The organism is Verruconatronum alginivorum, assembly GCF_056590205.1.
This window is the reverse complement of sequence record NZ_JBWPVQ010000001.1, coordinates 1,889,070-1,904,904: the sequence shown is the minus strand read 5'-3', so window position 1 is coordinate 1,904,904 and position 15,835 is coordinate 1,889,070. Positions and strand designations below refer to the sequence as shown.

Sequence of the window (15,835 nt, the reverse complement as noted above, 5' to 3'; positions counted from 1 at the left end):
CTTCACCCTCTTCGAAACTCAATCCTTCTTCCCGCCAGTCGGTTTCGCCAAAATCCGGCTCTTAATCGAGGCCTTCATGTAATGGCGGTTCAACATCGCGATGAAGTCCTCGCTGATGCTCTTCGGACAGGCGGCCGAACATTCGAAATAGTTCGTGCAACTGCCGAAACCGGCTTCGTCCATCGCGGCGACCATCTTCAAGACACGCTTGTCCTTCTCCGGTTTCCCTTGGGGAAGCACATTCAGGTGGGCCGCCTTGGCCGCCACGAACAACATCGCCGAAGCATTCTTACAGGCCGCCACGCAGGCGCCGCAACCGATACAGGCGGCGGCGTCCATCGAGAGGTCGGCGTCTTCCTTCGGAATGAGAATCGAATTCGCCTCCGGGGCACTTCCGGCCCGCACCGAAATATACCCGCCGGCCTGCATGATCTTGTCGAACGACTCGCGGTTGACCACCAGGTCCTTCACCACCGGGAAGGCGGTGGCGCGGAACGGTTCGATGACGATCTCGTCGCCGTCGTTGAAGTGCCGCATGTGGAGCTGGCAGGTGGCGGTGGCCCGTTGAGGACCGTGGGGGATGCCGTTGATCATGCACGAGCAGGCGCCGCAAATCCCTTCGCGGCAATCGCTGTCGAAAGCGATCGGTTCTTCGCCCTTCGCGATGAGCCGCTCGTTGACGACGTCGAGCATCTCCAGAAAGGACATGTCCGGCGAAATCTCCGGAGCGTCGTAATCGACCAACTGCCCGGCGCTCTTGCCGTCCTTCTGTCTCCAGACTTTGAGTTTCAGATGCATCATTTGTAACTCCTCGTTGCCATTTTCACTTCCTCATACTCCAGGGACTCCTTGTGCAACTCCGGCCGCTGGTCGTCGCCTTTGTATTCCCAGGCGGATACGAAAGAAAAGTTCTCGTCGTCGCGGAGGGCTTCCCCGTCCTCGGTCTGGCTCTCCTCGCGGAAGTGGCCGCCGCACGATTCGCTCCGGTGCAGGGCGTCCTCGCAGAGGAGCTCGGCGAACTCCATGTAGTCGGCGACCCGTCCGGCCCGCTCCAACTCCTGGTTGAGTTCCCCGTCCTTGCCGGGCACCTTGAGATCGCTCCAGAATTCCTTGCGCAACTCCGGGATCATCTTCAGCGCCTTCCGCAAACCGGCGTCGTTCCGGGCCATGCCGCAATACTCCCAAAGGATCTTGCCGAGCTCGCGGTGGAACTCGGTGACGGTCCGCTTGCCGTTGATCGAGAGGAAGCGTTTGGTCCGGTCGGCAACCGCCGCCTCGGCTTTCTTGAACTCCGGATGGTTGACGTCCGGACGGCTCCCCCGGCGGTTCGCGAGATAATCGCCGATCGTCGCCGGCAACACGAAGTAACCGTCGGCCAGGCCTTGCATCAGTGCACTCGCCCCGAGGCGATTGGCGCCGTGGTCGGAGAAGTTCGCCTCGCCGAGGACGTAAAGCCCTTCGATGTTGCTCATCAGGTTGTAGTCGACCCAGAGGCCGCCCATCGTGTAGTGGACGGCCGGATAAATTCGCATCGGGATATCGTAGGCGTTCTCTCCGGTGATGCTTTCATACATCTCGAAGAGGTTGCCGTAACGCTCCCGGATCGTCGGCTCGCCGAAACGTTTGATCGCGTCGGCGAAATCGAGGTAAACCCCGAGCCCGCCCGGGCCGACCCCGCGGCCTTCGTCGCAGACTTCCTTGGCGCTGCGGGAAGAGATGTCGCGCGGCGCCAGGTTGCCGTAACTCGGATACTTCCGCTCGAGGAAATAATCGCGCTCCGAATCCGGAATCTCGCTCGGATGCCGTTTGTCCCCTTTTGCCTTCGGCACCCAGACCCGTCCGTCGTTACGGAGCGACTCGCTCATCAGGGTCAATTTCGACTGATGCTCGCCGCTGACCGGAATGCAGGTCGGGTGAATCTGGGTGTAGCAGGGGTTGGCGAAAAGCGCCCCCTTCTTATAAGCCCGATAGGCGGCAGTGACGTTGCAACCCCGGGCGTTGGTGGAGAGGTAAAAGACGTTGCCGTAACCGCCGGTCGCGAGCACCACCGCATCGGCGGAGTGGGAGCTGATCTCACCGGTCACCATGTCGCGCACCACGATTCCCTTGGCGTGGCCGTCGACCAGGACCAGTTCGAGCATTTCGGTGCGCGGATACATCTTCACCGTACCGGCCGCGATTTGGCGGGAGAGAGCGGAATAGCAACCGAGCAACAACTGTTGTCCGGTCTGGCCCCGGGCGTAAAACGTCCGGGAAACCTGCGCGCCCCCGAAGGAGCGGTTGGCCAGGGTGCCGCCGTATTCGCGGGCGAACGGCACTCCCTGCGAAACCGACTGGTCGATGATGTTCCGGCTCAGGAGGGCCAACCGGTAAACGTTGGCCTCACGGGCCCGGAAGTCTCCTCCTTTCAGCGTGTCGTGGAAAAGCCGATACACGCTGTCGCCGTCGTTCTGGTAGTTCTTGGCGGCGTTGATCCCCCCCTGGGCGGCGATACTGTGGGCGCGCCGGGGGCTGTCCTGGTAACAAAAGCACTTCACATTGTAGCCGAGCTCGCCGAGCGTGGCGGCGGCGGCGCCCCCCGCCAAACCCGAACCGACTACGATGATCTCGTATTTGCGGCGGTTGTTGGGCGCGACGAGCTTGATGCTCTTCAGATGATTGTCCCACTTTTCGGAAAGCGGGCCCGACGGAATTTTGGCGTCTAGTTTCATCGATAAATGGCCGGACTCCACCGCCGGCGGGAAACGCGAACGACTCCCCCGATGGCTTGGAAGGCTGTCTGGTGCGGAATCATTCGTGATTGGTTGGAAAACATGGACCTCGGCGATGCGTCAAAAATGCGAATCCGTCCGCGGCGTTAATTGAAATAGCCGAACAAGACGGCGAGCGGAATCGAGATGTTGCCGACGAAAATCACCGCCGCGAACATCCAGGAGACCGCCGCGATGCCCGCGCGGGTGCCGGAGTTGCGCAGTCCGACCGTCTGCAACATGCTCGCGATCCCGTGGCTCAGGTGCATCGCCAGCAACAACATCGAAAGAATGTAAAATCCGGATACGAGCGGACTGCTGAATCCCATGATCACCATCCCGTAAATGTCGTGCCGTCCGGCATGGTCGACCAGGTCGCGGTATTCGGTGTTCGTCACCTGCGCGGTGAAATGGAGGATGTGGTAAATAATGAAAGCCAGGACGATCACCCCGCTCCAACGCATCGTCCGCGAGGCGTAACTCGCCTGGATCGTCCCCGGACGCCGATAGTTTTCCGGCCGGGCCCGCCGGTTTTCCAAGGTCAGCACCGTGGCCGCCCAGATGTGCAGTCCGACGAAAACCAAGAGGCCCAGCCGAGCCGTCCACAACAACGGAGGCGGCATTCCCTGGAGGCCGGCGGCGTATGCGTTCAATTGGTCTTGCCCGACGAAAATCTGCAGATTCCCGAGCATGTGACCAATCACAAAGCCGAGCAAAACCAGGCCGGTGACGGCCATGATGATCTTCCTCCCGATGGATGACGTGAATAAAGTGGCTCCTGATGGCATCGAACTTTTCTCTCGCGTTTTTATGATCGACGGACGAACCGGAAGGCCCGCCCGCACGGCCTCCGCCGGAGACGCCCAGCAGTCCATTTATCCGCTTTTCAAAGACGGGAAACGAGCCTGCACGCCACTCCCACAAAAGACCGGAGGCGAAACTAGCGCAGTTGCGGAAGCACGGTCAACGCACGATTTCGCCTATTAGAAAAAAACCAAAGGATGGAAACTATTTCTAATAGGCTGAACGGGACGGCGCGCATGTCCGGACCGCGCCCGGTGAACGACATCGAATCATCCTGCCGTCCGTCGCCGCTTATAAAAGAAGGTCGGCTGGAAGCCAACCCTCCGATTTCGCTCCTAACCCTCCGCCTACGCCATCCAATCGGAATGTGGCTCGCAGGCGGCGATCAGGTCGTCGACGTGGGCGGAGGCCATCGCGACCACGGTGTCGGCGGCGCCGTAATACATCCGGACTTCACCGGATGCTTCCTGGATGAGTCCGCACGGAAAAATCACGCTGCCGCGAAACCCGTCGAGTTCATATTCGGTTTCCGGCGGCAATAACGGCCGACGCATCAGGCCGATGACTTTGCTCGGATCGTCGAGATCGAGTAACATCAACCCGGCATGGTAGGTCTTAGTCCAACCGTGCGGCTCCCACCCTTTCAGCGGCTTCTCCGGGTTTTTGTCCACGGCATGAATCGTGGTGAGCCATCCGGCACGGGTCCGAATCGGTGGAGCGGCAGGGCCGATCTTGCTGTTGGTGAAACGAACTTCTTCACTGCCGAGCACCAACCGGGTGTCGCCCCAGTAACGCAAATCAGGCGAGCGACTGCTCCAGATCTCGAAGGCCTCCGGTGCCCCACGGCCATAAATCGGAAAGGGACGCTCAAGCCGGAAAAACTGGCCGCCGATCTTTTCCGGGAAAAGAACCATGTTCCGGTTGTCGGGGGCGGACAGACTGAGAAACTCAAAACTTTGGAAATCCTCGGTGGAGGCGATCGCCCCCAAAACGCCGTGACGGGTATCGACGGCGAAACAGAGATACGGTTTTCCTTCGATGATGGTGATCCGCGGATCATAAACCCGCTGGATCTCCTCCGGACCGAACCGCTCGTTGTAAAGTCCGCGCAGGGCGGCGCGAGTCTCCTCGGCGTCAAGCAGCGGCTTAGGAGCAACCTCCCATTTTATCCCGTCGGCACTGGTCGCGAAACCGAGATTGGTGCCGTCGAGTTTGGCGTCGCCCCAACGTCCGTGGTCATTGCGAAAAAGCATCACGTACCGCCCTTCGTATTTGGCCACACCGGCATTGAAGACGAGAGTGGCCGGGAACGGGCAATCGGTGTGACGGAGGACGGGATTGGCAGAATGGCGAGTGAGCATAAGTCGGCGGAGTCAAGCGAAAGGAGCGGTTGTTATAAATCGAAGACCGGCTGAAGCCGGGACTGCAACCTTGAACGGCTTGTCAGGTTGGAGTCCCGCATTTATGCGGTCTTCACAGAGCGGGAGCCCCCCGAGAGAAGTATATTGGAAACCGAGATTCATCGACGGGATTTCTTAGGGAATTTTCGAGAATCGCTATAACTCCTTCACGATAAAAAAACCGCGGTCGCCGGTCAGAGTAACCGGCAACGAGGTGGTACCGTCCCCAGCGGATAGAACGGTATCCAGCAACGTAGTGAAGGGTTCTTCGAGCGACGGCGAGAAATAGACCTCATACTCCCGTCCCGCCGAGCTGTCCCAGGTAAGAAGAGCCGACCCGGGTTCCCCTTCAATTCGTTCGAGTTTCGCCCGGAAAGGTGTGGTAATCGAGGGCCCGGAAAGAACCGTGATACTTCCGGTGCTGGCCCCATTGCCGGCAAAATTTTGTCCGAATCCTTCGGCGACAAAATAGTCGTAATCGTAGGTTTCGCCTCCGGCGAAAGTATGGCCTCCGATGGTGAGCGTATCCACGGTAATGTTACGGTCCATCAGGAACATCGCGGTCGGGTGGAGCGTGAGCGAAGCGTCGGGGTTGTTCCAGTCGTAGCCGAGGACCAAACCGGATCGGTCGCCCAAAACCACGTCGGCCGCGCCGAGGGAACCGGCGGCCTGGGCTTTGAGAATGCCGCGAGTGACGTAAATCGTGCCGGTGTAGTTCGGGTTCGCCGACAGCAGGTAAACTCCTCCGATATCGCGCGGATCAAGTTCAGGATCGTTGTGCCAGACGCTGTCGTCCGCGAAAAAGGTCTCGGTTGAAATGGCGCTGTTCGCAAAATTCAGATGCAGGTCACCGGGACCGGAAAGCTCGGCCGTGACCTCAAACCTCCGCCGGGCGACGGAATCGCTCGCGGTCACAAAAGAGGGACGAGTCACTTCGGCGCTTCCGGCCCATTCGATGCGGTGTCTGTTCCGGGTTACCTTGTTGTTCGCTTCCCCGTGCGCGATTTCTCCTCCGTCCAGGATCAAACCGTGAACCGCGAAATCACCTTTTCCAAGCAACTCCCCTCCGGAGAGAATCGTCAATGATCCTCCAGCAAAGGTATTGTTGCCCTGGTGCGGCAACTGGTGGCTTTGCGGTGTGCGGACACGGTGATTATCGAGAATGAAATAGTGATTGCCGCTGGATGGGGAAGCTTCGCTGGTCCAATTGGCTGGATTCGTCCAATCCGATCCGAGCGGATCCAGCCGGGTGCTGAAGAAGTTGCCCCGCAAGAACAACTCCTGTCGGTATTGTTCCAGGTAATCATCGAGCCCAAGGATGGTATTCACTCCATCATAAAAGCGGACGGTTGTGACCTCCAACTCGCCGGCGAGAGTTTCGAGTTCGTCATGGACGGCGTTGTAGTGACCGATGTACGGGGCGGTGGCGCCTTGGCGCATCTGCATCATCAACTGCACGCTTTCCACGTAGACCACTCCGAGGAGCAGATCTTTGACGCGGCCCTGGATCACCGGATCGGTGTCGGCCTGGAGCGCGTCGGCCAAAATGGCGCGGGCGGCATCGACAAAACCGTGTTGATACATGCCGTCGTTGTGAATCGGATAGATCCAATTCCGCGGTTCGCCGAAGTCGGTGTAGGCGACAGCGTGGTCCCAGAGAAGTTCGTGGAAGCGCACCACGTCGGCGGCGGCATCCCCGTAGTAACCCCAGATAAAATCGAGCATCAGCGCGTCGACATCAAGGGTCGGATCCCACAACAGCTTCGAATAAATCCAAAAACGCATCCGGTCGCGTCCAAAGTCATACCCGTCATTTCCTTGGATGTAGGAGCCGTTCACACCCTCCTCGGCAAAGAAGCGGAGGTTCTCCGCCAATGCCCGCAAGGTCGGTTGCGGCGCGAGTGTGTGACGGTATTGGTGCGGATACTTCCAGGTCCAGAACCGGTCGCCGATTTCTTTCCAGCGTTCGAACGCGGGGATTTGGGCGACGTATCGATCATCCTCCACCTCCGGCGGCTCGGCGAGTTTATTGTCATAAAAAGAATGATACGGCCAGGTGAAGCTCGCACCCCAATCGGTGGCGTAACGGATGATGACATTGTCGCGCGCCTGGATATCGGCGGTGGGAGGCCGGTTGGTGTCCCAATAAATGAGGGTGGTAATGGTGGCATCGGGAACCACGGCTTCGACGAGTTCCGCGACACGATTGACGAATTGCAAATGGAGTCCGCTGCGTGCGCCCATCTCTTGGATGATGGCCATCGACTCGGAGTCTTCGCTGTGTCCGCGCCAGTCCATGGCGCTGACTTCGATGAAGCGCTTGCGCGTTGGCACCTTTTGCAGCGCTTCGATCGCGGTCTGGGCCGCGACTTCTGCCACTTCGGGATTTGATAGATCGAGCTGAGCGTTTTGCCACCGGCGCACCCCGTTGATCAGCGAATAATACTCCGGGTTGGTTTCGAAATAAATCTCGGGGGGGACCAGCCAATGAAACGTGTGAGAGGTGGCCGAACCGCTGGCGAAATAATATTGTTCATATTGATCGGCCAAACCAAAATTAAGGCGATTGCGTAAAGCCCACGGACTCGAGGCCCGACGGTTTGTGACCTGCCGGTGAACGTAGGCCGGCTCGACGCTTCGGGGAATGACTTCCAAGTGAAGAGTCGGCAGGGAGGGAGCCCGGTAATCATGTTTGTCCCATTGATTCTGGTCCAGATTCGCATTGAGCTCGGCCATGATCTGGGTCCAATTGCGTCCCGTCTCCGGATCGGTTCCCGGGACGACCGGGGCATGGTACCAGCGCACACCCAGGTCCTCCTCCAGCAGTGCGAAGGCCGCGTGCAACGGACTGGTCGGATGATTGCCGAAAAGAAACAGCCGTTCGTCGCGGACATGAATGACGTATCCCTCCGGTCCGGCCGCGGCGAGAGCGGCGGTTTCGGGAGTGCTAATTCGATTGGTGATGCCAACGCTGATTTCGCGGGCCTGGGGTGCCGTGTTGTGATCGACGATCGGAAAGGTCGCGCCGGTGATCTCGTGCAACCATTGGGCCAACTCCTTGGCCGCCCGCTCGACCTGACGGCTCATTCTCACCGGGGTCACGATCACGTAATCCGTCTGCCCGTTGGTGGCCAGCATCAGCGGAACGGACGGTGTTCCCGACGGAGCGAGGGAGTTTTGCCAACCCGTCCACTCCGGACGCGGCTCGTTCAAATAACGTTCCGCCCATCCCGGCAAATCGCTGGGCGAGCACACCAACGACGGGAGGGAAACGCCCAAAACCAGGAGAAGTGAAAAGAAAGCAATCAATCGTGACATCATATTGAGTATGTAGCTAAGAATCGCATGAGCTCGAACAGAGCAATTGTTTCGAGATCCGGTAATTCAGGATTCCATCTGTTCATGCGGGTTGGGAGGCCTAAATCGGAGGGTTGGCTTCCAGCCGACCTTCTCTGAAACCGATGCCTACGGCGGACGGCAGGATGCCATCCCTCCCAGTGAAGCGGAAGTGCCATTCCATGTTGTTCGCAGGACGTGCCCGGCGCCGCTGCCGCTTGTATCAAAGTTCCTTGACGATATAGAATCCGCGGTCGCCGGTTAGAGGAACCGTCAGCGAGGTCGTCTCACCCTCGGATGGGACAGTGTCCACCAAGGTATTGAATCCGTCCTCCAAGGTCGCGGAAAAATAAACCTCGTAAGTTTTGCCCACCGAGCTTGTCCAGGTAAGAATCGCGGATTCCGGCTCCCCTTCGACCCGCTCGATCCATGCCCGGAAAGGAGCGTCGCCGGCTGGCAATTCCGACGCGATGGTGATGCTTCCGGTGCTGGTGCCGTTTCCGGTGAAATAGGCGCCGTAACCATTATTTATGAAGTAATCGTAGTCGTAGGTTCCCTCGGCAAAGGCGTCCCCGCCGATCGTCAACCCGCCGATGATGATATCCTGATCCATCAGAAACATCGCTCCAGCTTGCATGGTAAGGGTTGCGTCGACGTTTGCCCAGCGATACCCAAGCTGCAACCCGGCACGGTCGCGCACGATGACACTCGCGTTCCCCAATGATCCAGGAGCGAGAGCCTTGAGAAAGCCTCGGGTGATCCGGAAGGTACCGTGATAATCGGGATTTGCGCCCAAAAGATAGACGCCTCCGATATCGAATGGAGCATCGTCGTCGTAAAAGAAGTGTTGGGTCGTCAGCTCCAGGTTGTTGAATCGAAGATCCAATTGCCCGTCTCCGGCAAGCGTAGCCGTGACGTCGAACCGGCGTTTGCCGGGATCATCGCTCGCCCTGACAATGGAGTTTTCATACACCAACGCGTCGCCGGCCCATTCGATGATGTGTTTTTCCTCGTTGATCTTATTGTTGGCTTCGCCGTGGGTGATACTCCCTCCCGCCAGCACTAGGCTGTGAACCGTGAAATCGCCCTTGCCGAGAAGTTCGCCACCCGGAAGGAGGGTCAACGAATTTCCCGCAAACAAGTTGTCCTCGAGATCAGCCGCGAGATGGCTTTGGGGCGTCCGGACCCGATGTCCATCGAGGACAAAATAATCCTTGTCCGCCGAGAGTTCGGAATCATCGGACCAATTATTCGGATTCGTCCAGTTAGACCCGAGAGGATCGAGGCGGGTGCTGAAAACAAAACCATCGTAGAGATGGGCATCACTCAAAACCGTCACGCTGCCGGTGCTCTCTTCTGCGAAGTGAGCCCCATAACCATTGGCGGCAAACCAAGCATAATTATACGTCTCCCCCTCCGCGAGAGGGGTGCCGTCGATCGTCAGCCCGCCGATCCAGATGTCGTTATCCAGGCGGACCATCGAGTTGCCGTTGATGGTCAACGTCGCGCCCGGGTTATACCACGGGTATTCGACCTGGAGCCCGGAATTGCCATTGAGAACCACGCTACCGCTCCCAAGAGACATGAACCCTTGGGCTTTCAACATCCCGTTGGTCACGTTGAAAACGCCGGAATATAACGGACTGCTGCCTTGCAGATAGACGCCTCCGGTGTGGGCACTCTGCTCCGCCGCTTCGAAATGAGCGGCGGAAATCGAGCTGTTGAGAAAATCGAGATTCAAGTCTGCCGAACCGGAGATCGGCCCCGTCATCTCGAACCGACGGTTATTGGTGCTCCCTTCGATGATGGACGGAGTCGCCACATACGTTTCGCCAGTCCAGACAATGATGTGCCTCGTCGCCACCGTATTGCTGCTGGCTTCCCCGTGCCTCACCTTCCCACCATTCAGGATGAGATCGTTCACGACGAAACTCCCTTTGGGCAGCAAGGTTCCTCCGCCTTGGATCGTCAGCGAATTGCCCGCGAACGTCCCATCCTGCACCTGACGATGAGCCGCGATTTGCGGACTCCTCACCAGGTGCCCATTGAGGATGAAGTAATCATTCGCATTTGAGGGAGCCTCCCCGTTCGACCAAACCGCAGGCAGGTTCCACCCCGTACTCCCACCCTGTTCGCCGGTGCTGGACACATCAGTCCCGTGGAGGTAGCCGCAGGCGGAGATAAAAATCAGGGATAGGGTCAAACTCTTAGTAATCATGATAATTGTCCTTTTTTGCCGGCTGTGTTGAAAGAATGCCGAAAGCCGAATCGGGTGAAATGGCGCTTTTATGTCAGTCGCCATTCTTCATTGCCGCTGATTGTTTCTGCTTGATTCCTCAACTTCAAAGGGTTTGCGGATTTACACGTAAAGATGACGCCTATCCCCTTCGCGCGGGCCAAATTCCAAAACGAAAAACGGGCCGTGTTTATTTCGACCACGACCCGTTCCATTGCTCCCAGTTCCTCTACCCTTTCTTAAAAACCTTCGCGGCGACGGAAAAACACCAGCAGCGCTAGGCTACCTGCGATCAGCGCATAAGTGGACGGCTCGGGGATCACCGAGATGCTGCCGGTGCTCGTGTCGGCGAAAAAGGAACCAAACCCATTGCTCACAAAATAATCGTAGTCATAGGTATTCCCTTCGGCCAGAGCAACTCCCCCCAAGGTGAGCGCGCCGATCGAAATATGCTGGTCGAGAAGCATCATGCTGCCGCTGTTGATCGTGAGCGACGCGAGGGCGTTCGTCCAGGCGTAGTCGACATCGAAACCGGAAGTCCCGTTGAGAACGACGCTGGCATCCCCCAGGGACCCGACGGCCTGCGCCTTCAAAATGCCGTTAGTGACGTTGAGTGTCCCGAAGTAGTTCGGATTAGCCGCCTGGAGATAAACGCCGCCGGTATTGGCGCTTTGCTCCGCGGCCGTGAAACTGGCGGTGGAGACCGACGAAACCGCAAAGTTCATATTCAGATTGCCCGCTCCTCCGATTTCTCCTGTCACTTCGAACCTGCGAACACTATTCAGGCTGTCGATGGTTGAATCTGCCGCCACCTCGATGGCACCATCCCATTCGACAATATGCCAAGTCGCGCTGGTATTGCTGTTCGCTTCACCATGCCGGACCGTCCCGCCATTGAGGATCAGATTTTCAACAACAAAACTCCCCTTGGCCAAAAGCCTTCCCCCGGCATTCACCGTCAGCGAATTTCCGGCGAAGGTTCCATGAGAAATCTTTTGGTGCGCGGCTATCTGGGGAGTCCTGACGACGTGAATCGAGCCACTTTGAATAAAATAATCGTTACCGGCCGACGGGGCCTCTCCATTGGACCATACCGTGGACAGGTTCCAGCCCGTGCTTCCTCCGTCTGTTCCCGTACTGAATACATCAGCGCCGTGAAGGTGATAATTGGAGGTGAATAAAATGAGTCCACTCAGGCAAAGAAGACAGGGTGTCAGATTCTTTTTCATAGCATCATATTTGGGTTTATTTGTATTCAGGGTTTGGATGATCTTTCGGGCCACACCGCGTCCTGATTGATTAACCGAAGAGCCTTAAGTCCCTCGCTCAGCCTTCGCAATGCACCTCGCGTTTTACCTGTAAAGAAGAGGAGCAGAACGCTTCAGCTGCTGTCGCTGGATACACGGAGTTCGGGGAGGCCGCAAGGGCCGATGGTCTTCGCCTGAGGACGAAGCTCCACTCAGGATCTGAAAGGAGGCGGGACGCCTCCCCCACTTTCCCATCGACCTTACCCGCCGACCTTCCGCGATTTAAAATACTCGTAACGACCCAACTCCGGACGATCGGTCTCGGCCCCGGGAAGCGGGGGCGTCGTTTCATCGGTGTGCCACTTTCCCAACACCATCGTCGAGCGCGGAAAATCCGGCAGTCCGAATTCATTCCGGTGCAACTGGGCGATCACCAAATCCACCGCGATCCGCCCCAACAAACTCGGCAACACATCCAACCCCGATAGCCGGCTATCGGTGCTGATCAGATTCAGATTGGCCACCGCGATGTCGGCCGGCACGTTCCATCCCATTCCCTGCAAGTGAGGCCGCGGATCTTTGTGGCAAAGCAGCACGTCGGGATTCACCTCTTTTAACCACCGGGCGATCTTCGCATTATCGGCCCCAAGAATAAACGGGGCAATCGGCGGCGGCTCCGTTTGAAGCACGTGACGGTAAAACGCCAGATAGGCGCTTTCACATAAGAAATGGGTCCGTTCGTTGGTGTAGGGATTCAACAGAAAACCGGGGCGCCGGTAACCGAGCGCCATCAGACTTTCCAAAGAGTTCCAGGTGTTGCGGTATTGATCGGAACTTACCCGGAAAAGATCCGGCTCTTCCAGCGAATAGCCGATCGTGGAAGCACAGTAATGCTCCCACGGAAAATCGACCTCCGGATCCTGATCGCTGACCGGCATCAAAACGATTCCCCGGATCCCTCGCGCCTGAAAGGTCCGGTGCATCCGGCGAACCGAGCCCGGTTCGTTTTCCAAATTGAAACGCTGCGCATAATACCCGAAGGTCTCGCATCGGGAACCGATCCCGTCCAACATCCCGCGATACAACGGAATCTTCTCCGGACTCCCCCCCTTGCTGACGACATTGACCACCGCCAACGGCAACAGTTCGCCTGGTTTCTTTTTTCCGGAACGTTGGGCCATCAATGTCGAGACGAGCGGGTTCGGCCGATACCCCATTTCCGTCGCCAATTCCTGGATACGTTTCCGGGTTGCGGCGGAGATTTCTGGACTGTTCCGCAAAGCCAGGGAAACACTCATTCGCGACACCCCCGCCACCTCGGCGATCATCTGCATCGTGACATTCCTTTGCACAAAGAAAATGGCACTGGTTTTACAAGTAAAGTCAACGGCAATTGACCCGGTTCCTTACAGGTAAAGTAATCTTAATGATCGCTCCGCCCAAATGCGATTGAAGGTTTCTTCGGCGGGTTCGAGATTCACAAGAACATGCAAACTTTATCCGAAACACGATCCGGTCTGCTCGATCGGAACGCACCCGGAGTCGATGCGTCCGCCTACCTCCGCCTCTTGGAACCGTGGGTAAGAGGGGCCGAACGCGAACTGCACACTCCGCCGGGTTACCCCGAATTTCTGGTTTATGGCAGCGGCTTCAATAGTTGGGGCGTCCAAACCCATCAAAAGGCCTTCACCGCCTACGCGGTCCTGGCGATCGACCCGGATCTCGATTCCACCCGCACCGGCCTTTCCCGCGAAATCCTGCTCGACCGCGCCCTGCGGATGTTGCGCTTCAATCTCGAAAGCCATCACGCGGGCGGTTTCACCTGTCTCGACGGTTCCGCATGGGGACACACCTGGATCAGCGCGCTCGGCACCGAACGGATGATGCACGCGGTCGATCTGCTGATGGAGCACCTCGACGACCGCGACCTGGCCCTGTTGCGCCAGGTGATGATTTCCGAAAGCGACTGGCTGGTCGACGGCTACTGCCGCGGCCCGGGCCAAATCCCGGGCGTCGTTCAAGCCGGGCTGGTCAAAAACAACGATCCGGAAAGCAACATCTGGAACGGCGTCTTCCTCCACCGAACCGCCATGATGTTTCCGGACGCCCCACGCGCGACCGAATACCGCGAACAAGGCACCCGGTTTTTGCTCAACGGCATATCGATTGAAAAAGACGCCGCAGACGACACCCTCTACGACGGAAGACCGCTCTCCGAATGGCACGTCGGCGCTAACTTTTTCCCTTCTTATGCCCTAAATCATCATGCGTATCTGAATGTCGGATACATGGTGATTACTCTTTCCCAGCTGGCTATCGGACACTTTTCCTGGAAAAGCCGCGGACTGGAGGCGCCGAAAGCTCTTTATCTTCACGCCTACGAACTCTGGAAGACCGTTAAGCGGATGATCTTCCCGGATGGACGCCTATGCCGGATCGGCGGCGACACCCGGGTCCGTTATTGCTACTGCCAGGACTACGCCATTCCCACCTGGCTCTTCATGCTCGACCATTTCGGCGAGACCGATTGCCTGGCGTTTGAAGAGGCCTGGATGAAGACCGTGACCCACGAGATTTCCACCGGCGATGGTGAAACCTTTCTCGGCACGCGCCTCGCTTCCATGGCCGATGTCTCCCCGACCTACTACACCCGTTTGGAGTCCGACCGCGCCGCCGCCTTTTCCATGGCCCTTGCCTGGCGCCGTCGTTACGACGATTTCCAGTCAGTCGAACCCGCCCCGGACCAGGCACCCGCCTATGGCGGCTGGCACGACGACTACCACGGAGCGACTTTGCATCACAGCAAACGCCGGATCGCCTCGTTCACCTGGCGGGCGGCGGAGCCTCCCCAGGGACTTTGTGTGCCGACCGACCGAAGCGACCTCGCCGAATGGCGCTGGAACCTCACCGGCAGGATTCTCGGCACCGGCGCCCGGAACCTGACCCAATGCCAGACGTTTCATGCCGAGAATTTCGAGGGCGGTTTCGTCAACGCGGGCGTGGGTCTTTTAAACAGCGGCCAACAACTTGCGGAAGGCGAAGCCGATCGAGCCATCGCCCGCCAACATATCCTCTTCGCCGCCCTCCCCGACGATGCCACCGTCATCTGCCTCCAATACGCCAGCAGCATCAACCGCAGTTTCGTCCGCTCGATCAAGGGGCTTTTTTACCAGATCCCCAACGATCTCTTCAATCACGGCCGCCGAACCTACCACACGGAAACGGGCGCCCAGTCTCTGCCCGGCCCAGCCGAGGAAGCCGACTGCGTAAACCTCGACTCCCGCTGGATCAACGTCGATGATGCGGTTGGCATCCACCTTCTCGGCGAGGCTCCCGGAAGTCTCCACATGAACCGCGAATCCGGTCGCCAGGTCGCCCTCCGGGACAAACCTTTCGCGGTTCCCTCGCTCTACGTCGATGAGATCTGTGCTCCCTGCAGCAACAAAACCAGATCCTTCGATCCCGACGCCCCGATCCTCGACCTCGCGTTCGCCGTCCAGGTCGGCGTCACCGGAGAGGAAACCCGATCCACCGCCGCAAATTCGCCCGGGATCCACTTCCAAGGTAACGGATTTCGTGCCGCGATGGCGGACGGCGTCGATGGCAAGACCTACCTCGCAGTCCACAACCTGCTCGCGACCAGACAGGATGTCACCCTCGCCATCCCCGTCGGCCGAGCCGGAAAAGCATTGCGCAACCTGGTCACCCATGCCCGCATCTCGCCGACGAAGAACACGTGGACAGTCACCCTTGCCGCTCACCAGGGAGCGCTTTTCGTCCTCGAATAAACGCCCACTGGGAGGGATGGCATCCTGCCCGTCCGCCATCGCCGTCGGCATTAAACTGGAAGAACCCTCCGATATGGCCGCGCAGAATCCGTTTCCCGTAGTGGGGTTGGCTTTGCCGCCCCACCGTTTGGTATCCGAAACGCGGGAGCCAATCGATCCCACCGGCGACGCATGACATCGAACTTTCGGCCACTAGGCTCCGGCCGCTGCTGTCGGGCGGCGGAGCCAACCCGACCACGGGAATCACGTTGCCTGAAAGCGACTGGGAGGGATG

At 58.4% G+C, this 15,835-nt stretch carries 10 protein-coding genes; 2 read left to right on the top strand and 8 right to left on the bottom strand.

The window, feature by feature from the left end; translation table 11 throughout:
• Window positions 1–18: 18 nt before the first annotated feature.
• From ACWUI2_RS06615 to ACWUI2_RS06580, 8 genes are all read right to left on the bottom strand, one after another.
• Window positions 19–798 (bottom strand): succinate dehydrogenase/fumarate reductase iron-sulfur subunit, encoded by a 780-nt coding sequence (locus ACWUI2_RS06615; protein WP_486985049.1) that lies wholly within the window; start codon window positions 796–798, stop codon window positions 19–21.
• Window positions 798–2,711, bottom strand: coding sequence for a fumarate reductase/succinate dehydrogenase flavoprotein subunit (locus tag ACWUI2_RS06610; RefSeq protein ID WP_486982065.1), 1,914 nt, complete (start codon window positions 2,709–2,711; stop codon window positions 798–800). Before ACWUI2_RS06610 ends, ACWUI2_RS06615 begins: the two co-directional genes overlap by 1 nt.
• 146 nt (window positions 2,712–2,857) lie before the next feature.
• Window positions 2,858–3,538 (bottom strand): succinate dehydrogenase cytochrome b subunit, encoded by a 681-nt coding sequence (locus ACWUI2_RS06605; RefSeq protein WP_486982064.1) that lies wholly within the window; start codon window positions 3,536–3,538, stop codon window positions 2,858–2,860.
• A 363-nt stretch (window positions 3,539–3,901) separates the two neighbouring features.
• Complete coding sequence (locus ACWUI2_RS06600) at window positions 3,902–4,915, bottom strand: glycoside hydrolase family 130 protein (protein ID WP_486982063.1); 1,014 nt, start codon at window positions 4,913–4,915, stop codon at window positions 3,902–3,904.
• A gap of 195 nt (window positions 4,916–5,110) precedes the next feature.
• A complete protein-coding gene (locus tag ACWUI2_RS06595; RefSeq protein ID WP_486982062.1) occupies window positions 5,111–8,275 on the bottom strand; it encodes a DUF4838 domain-containing protein in 3,165 nt (1,054 codons plus the stop codon).
• Between the two features lie 238 nt (window positions 8,276–8,513).
• A complete protein-coding gene (locus ACWUI2_RS06590) occupies window positions 8,514–10,508 on the bottom strand; it encodes a hypothetical protein (RefSeq protein ID WP_486982061.1) in 1,995 nt (664 codons plus the stop codon).
• Between the two features lie 257 nt (window positions 10,509–10,765).
• On the bottom strand, window positions 10,766–11,755 hold the full coding sequence (locus ACWUI2_RS06585; protein WP_486982060.1) for a PEP-CTERM sorting domain-containing protein: 990 nt from the start codon (window positions 11,753–11,755) through the stop codon (window positions 10,766–10,768).
• A 278-nt stretch (window positions 11,756–12,033) separates the two neighbouring features.
• On the bottom strand, window positions 12,034–13,107 hold the full coding sequence (locus ACWUI2_RS06580; protein WP_486982059.1) for a LacI family DNA-binding transcriptional regulator: 1,074 nt from the start codon (window positions 13,105–13,107) through the stop codon (window positions 12,034–12,036).
• A gap of 153 nt (window positions 13,108–13,260) precedes the next feature.
• Between ACWUI2_RS06580 and ACWUI2_RS06575 the strand changes: the two genes are divergently transcribed.
• The gene (locus ACWUI2_RS06575) at window positions 13,261–15,561 is read left to right on the top strand and encodes a hypothetical protein (RefSeq protein WP_486982058.1); all 2,301 of its coding nucleotides are present in this window, start codon (window positions 13,261–13,263) and stop codon (window positions 15,559–15,561) included.
• Window positions 15,562–15,577: 16 nt separating this feature from the next.
• Window positions 15,578–15,736 (top strand): hypothetical protein, encoded by a 159-nt coding sequence (locus ACWUI2_RS06570; protein WP_486982057.1) that lies wholly within the window; start codon window positions 15,578–15,580, stop codon window positions 15,734–15,736.
• Window positions 15,737–15,835: the final 99 nt, after the last annotated feature.

Excerpts from the sequence above, each read along its gene's own strand:
- ACWUI2_RS06615 (WP_486985049.1), bottom strand. The coding sequence starts at position 798 with ATGCATCTGAAACTCAAAGTCTGGAGACAGAAGGACGGCAAGAGCGCC.
- ACWUI2_RS06610 (WP_486982065.1), bottom strand. The coding sequence starts at position 2,711 with ATGAAACTAGACGCCAAAATTCCGTCGGGCCCGCTTTCCGAAAAGTGG.
- ACWUI2_RS06605 (WP_486982064.1), bottom strand. The coding sequence starts at position 3,538 with ATGCCATCAGGAGCCACTTTATTCACGTCATCCATCGGGAGGAAGATC.
- ACWUI2_RS06600 (WP_486982063.1), bottom strand. The coding sequence starts at position 4,915 with ATGCTCACTCGCCATTCTGCCAATCCCGTCCTCCGTCACACCGATTGC.
- ACWUI2_RS06595 (WP_486982062.1), bottom strand. The coding sequence starts at position 8,275 with ATGATGTCACGATTGATTGCTTTCTTTTCACTTCTCCTGGTTTTGGGC.
- ACWUI2_RS06590 (WP_486982061.1), bottom strand. The coding sequence starts at position 10,508 with ATGATTACTAAGAGTTTGACCCTATCCCTGATTTTTATCTCCGCCTGC.
- ACWUI2_RS06585 (WP_486982060.1), bottom strand. The coding sequence starts at position 11,755 with ATGAAAAAGAATCTGACACCCTGTCTTCTTTGCCTGAGTGGACTCATT.
- ACWUI2_RS06580 (WP_486982059.1), bottom strand. The coding sequence starts at position 13,107 with ATGCAGATGATCGCCGAGGTGGCGGGGGTGTCGCGAATGAGTGTTTCC.
- ACWUI2_RS06575 (WP_486982058.1), top strand. The coding sequence starts at position 13,261 with ATGCAAACTTTATCCGAAACACGATCCGGTCTGCTCGATCGGAACGCA.
- ACWUI2_RS06570 (WP_486982057.1), top strand. The coding sequence starts at position 15,578 with ATGGCATCCTGCCCGTCCGCCATCGCCGTCGGCATTAAACTGGAAGAA.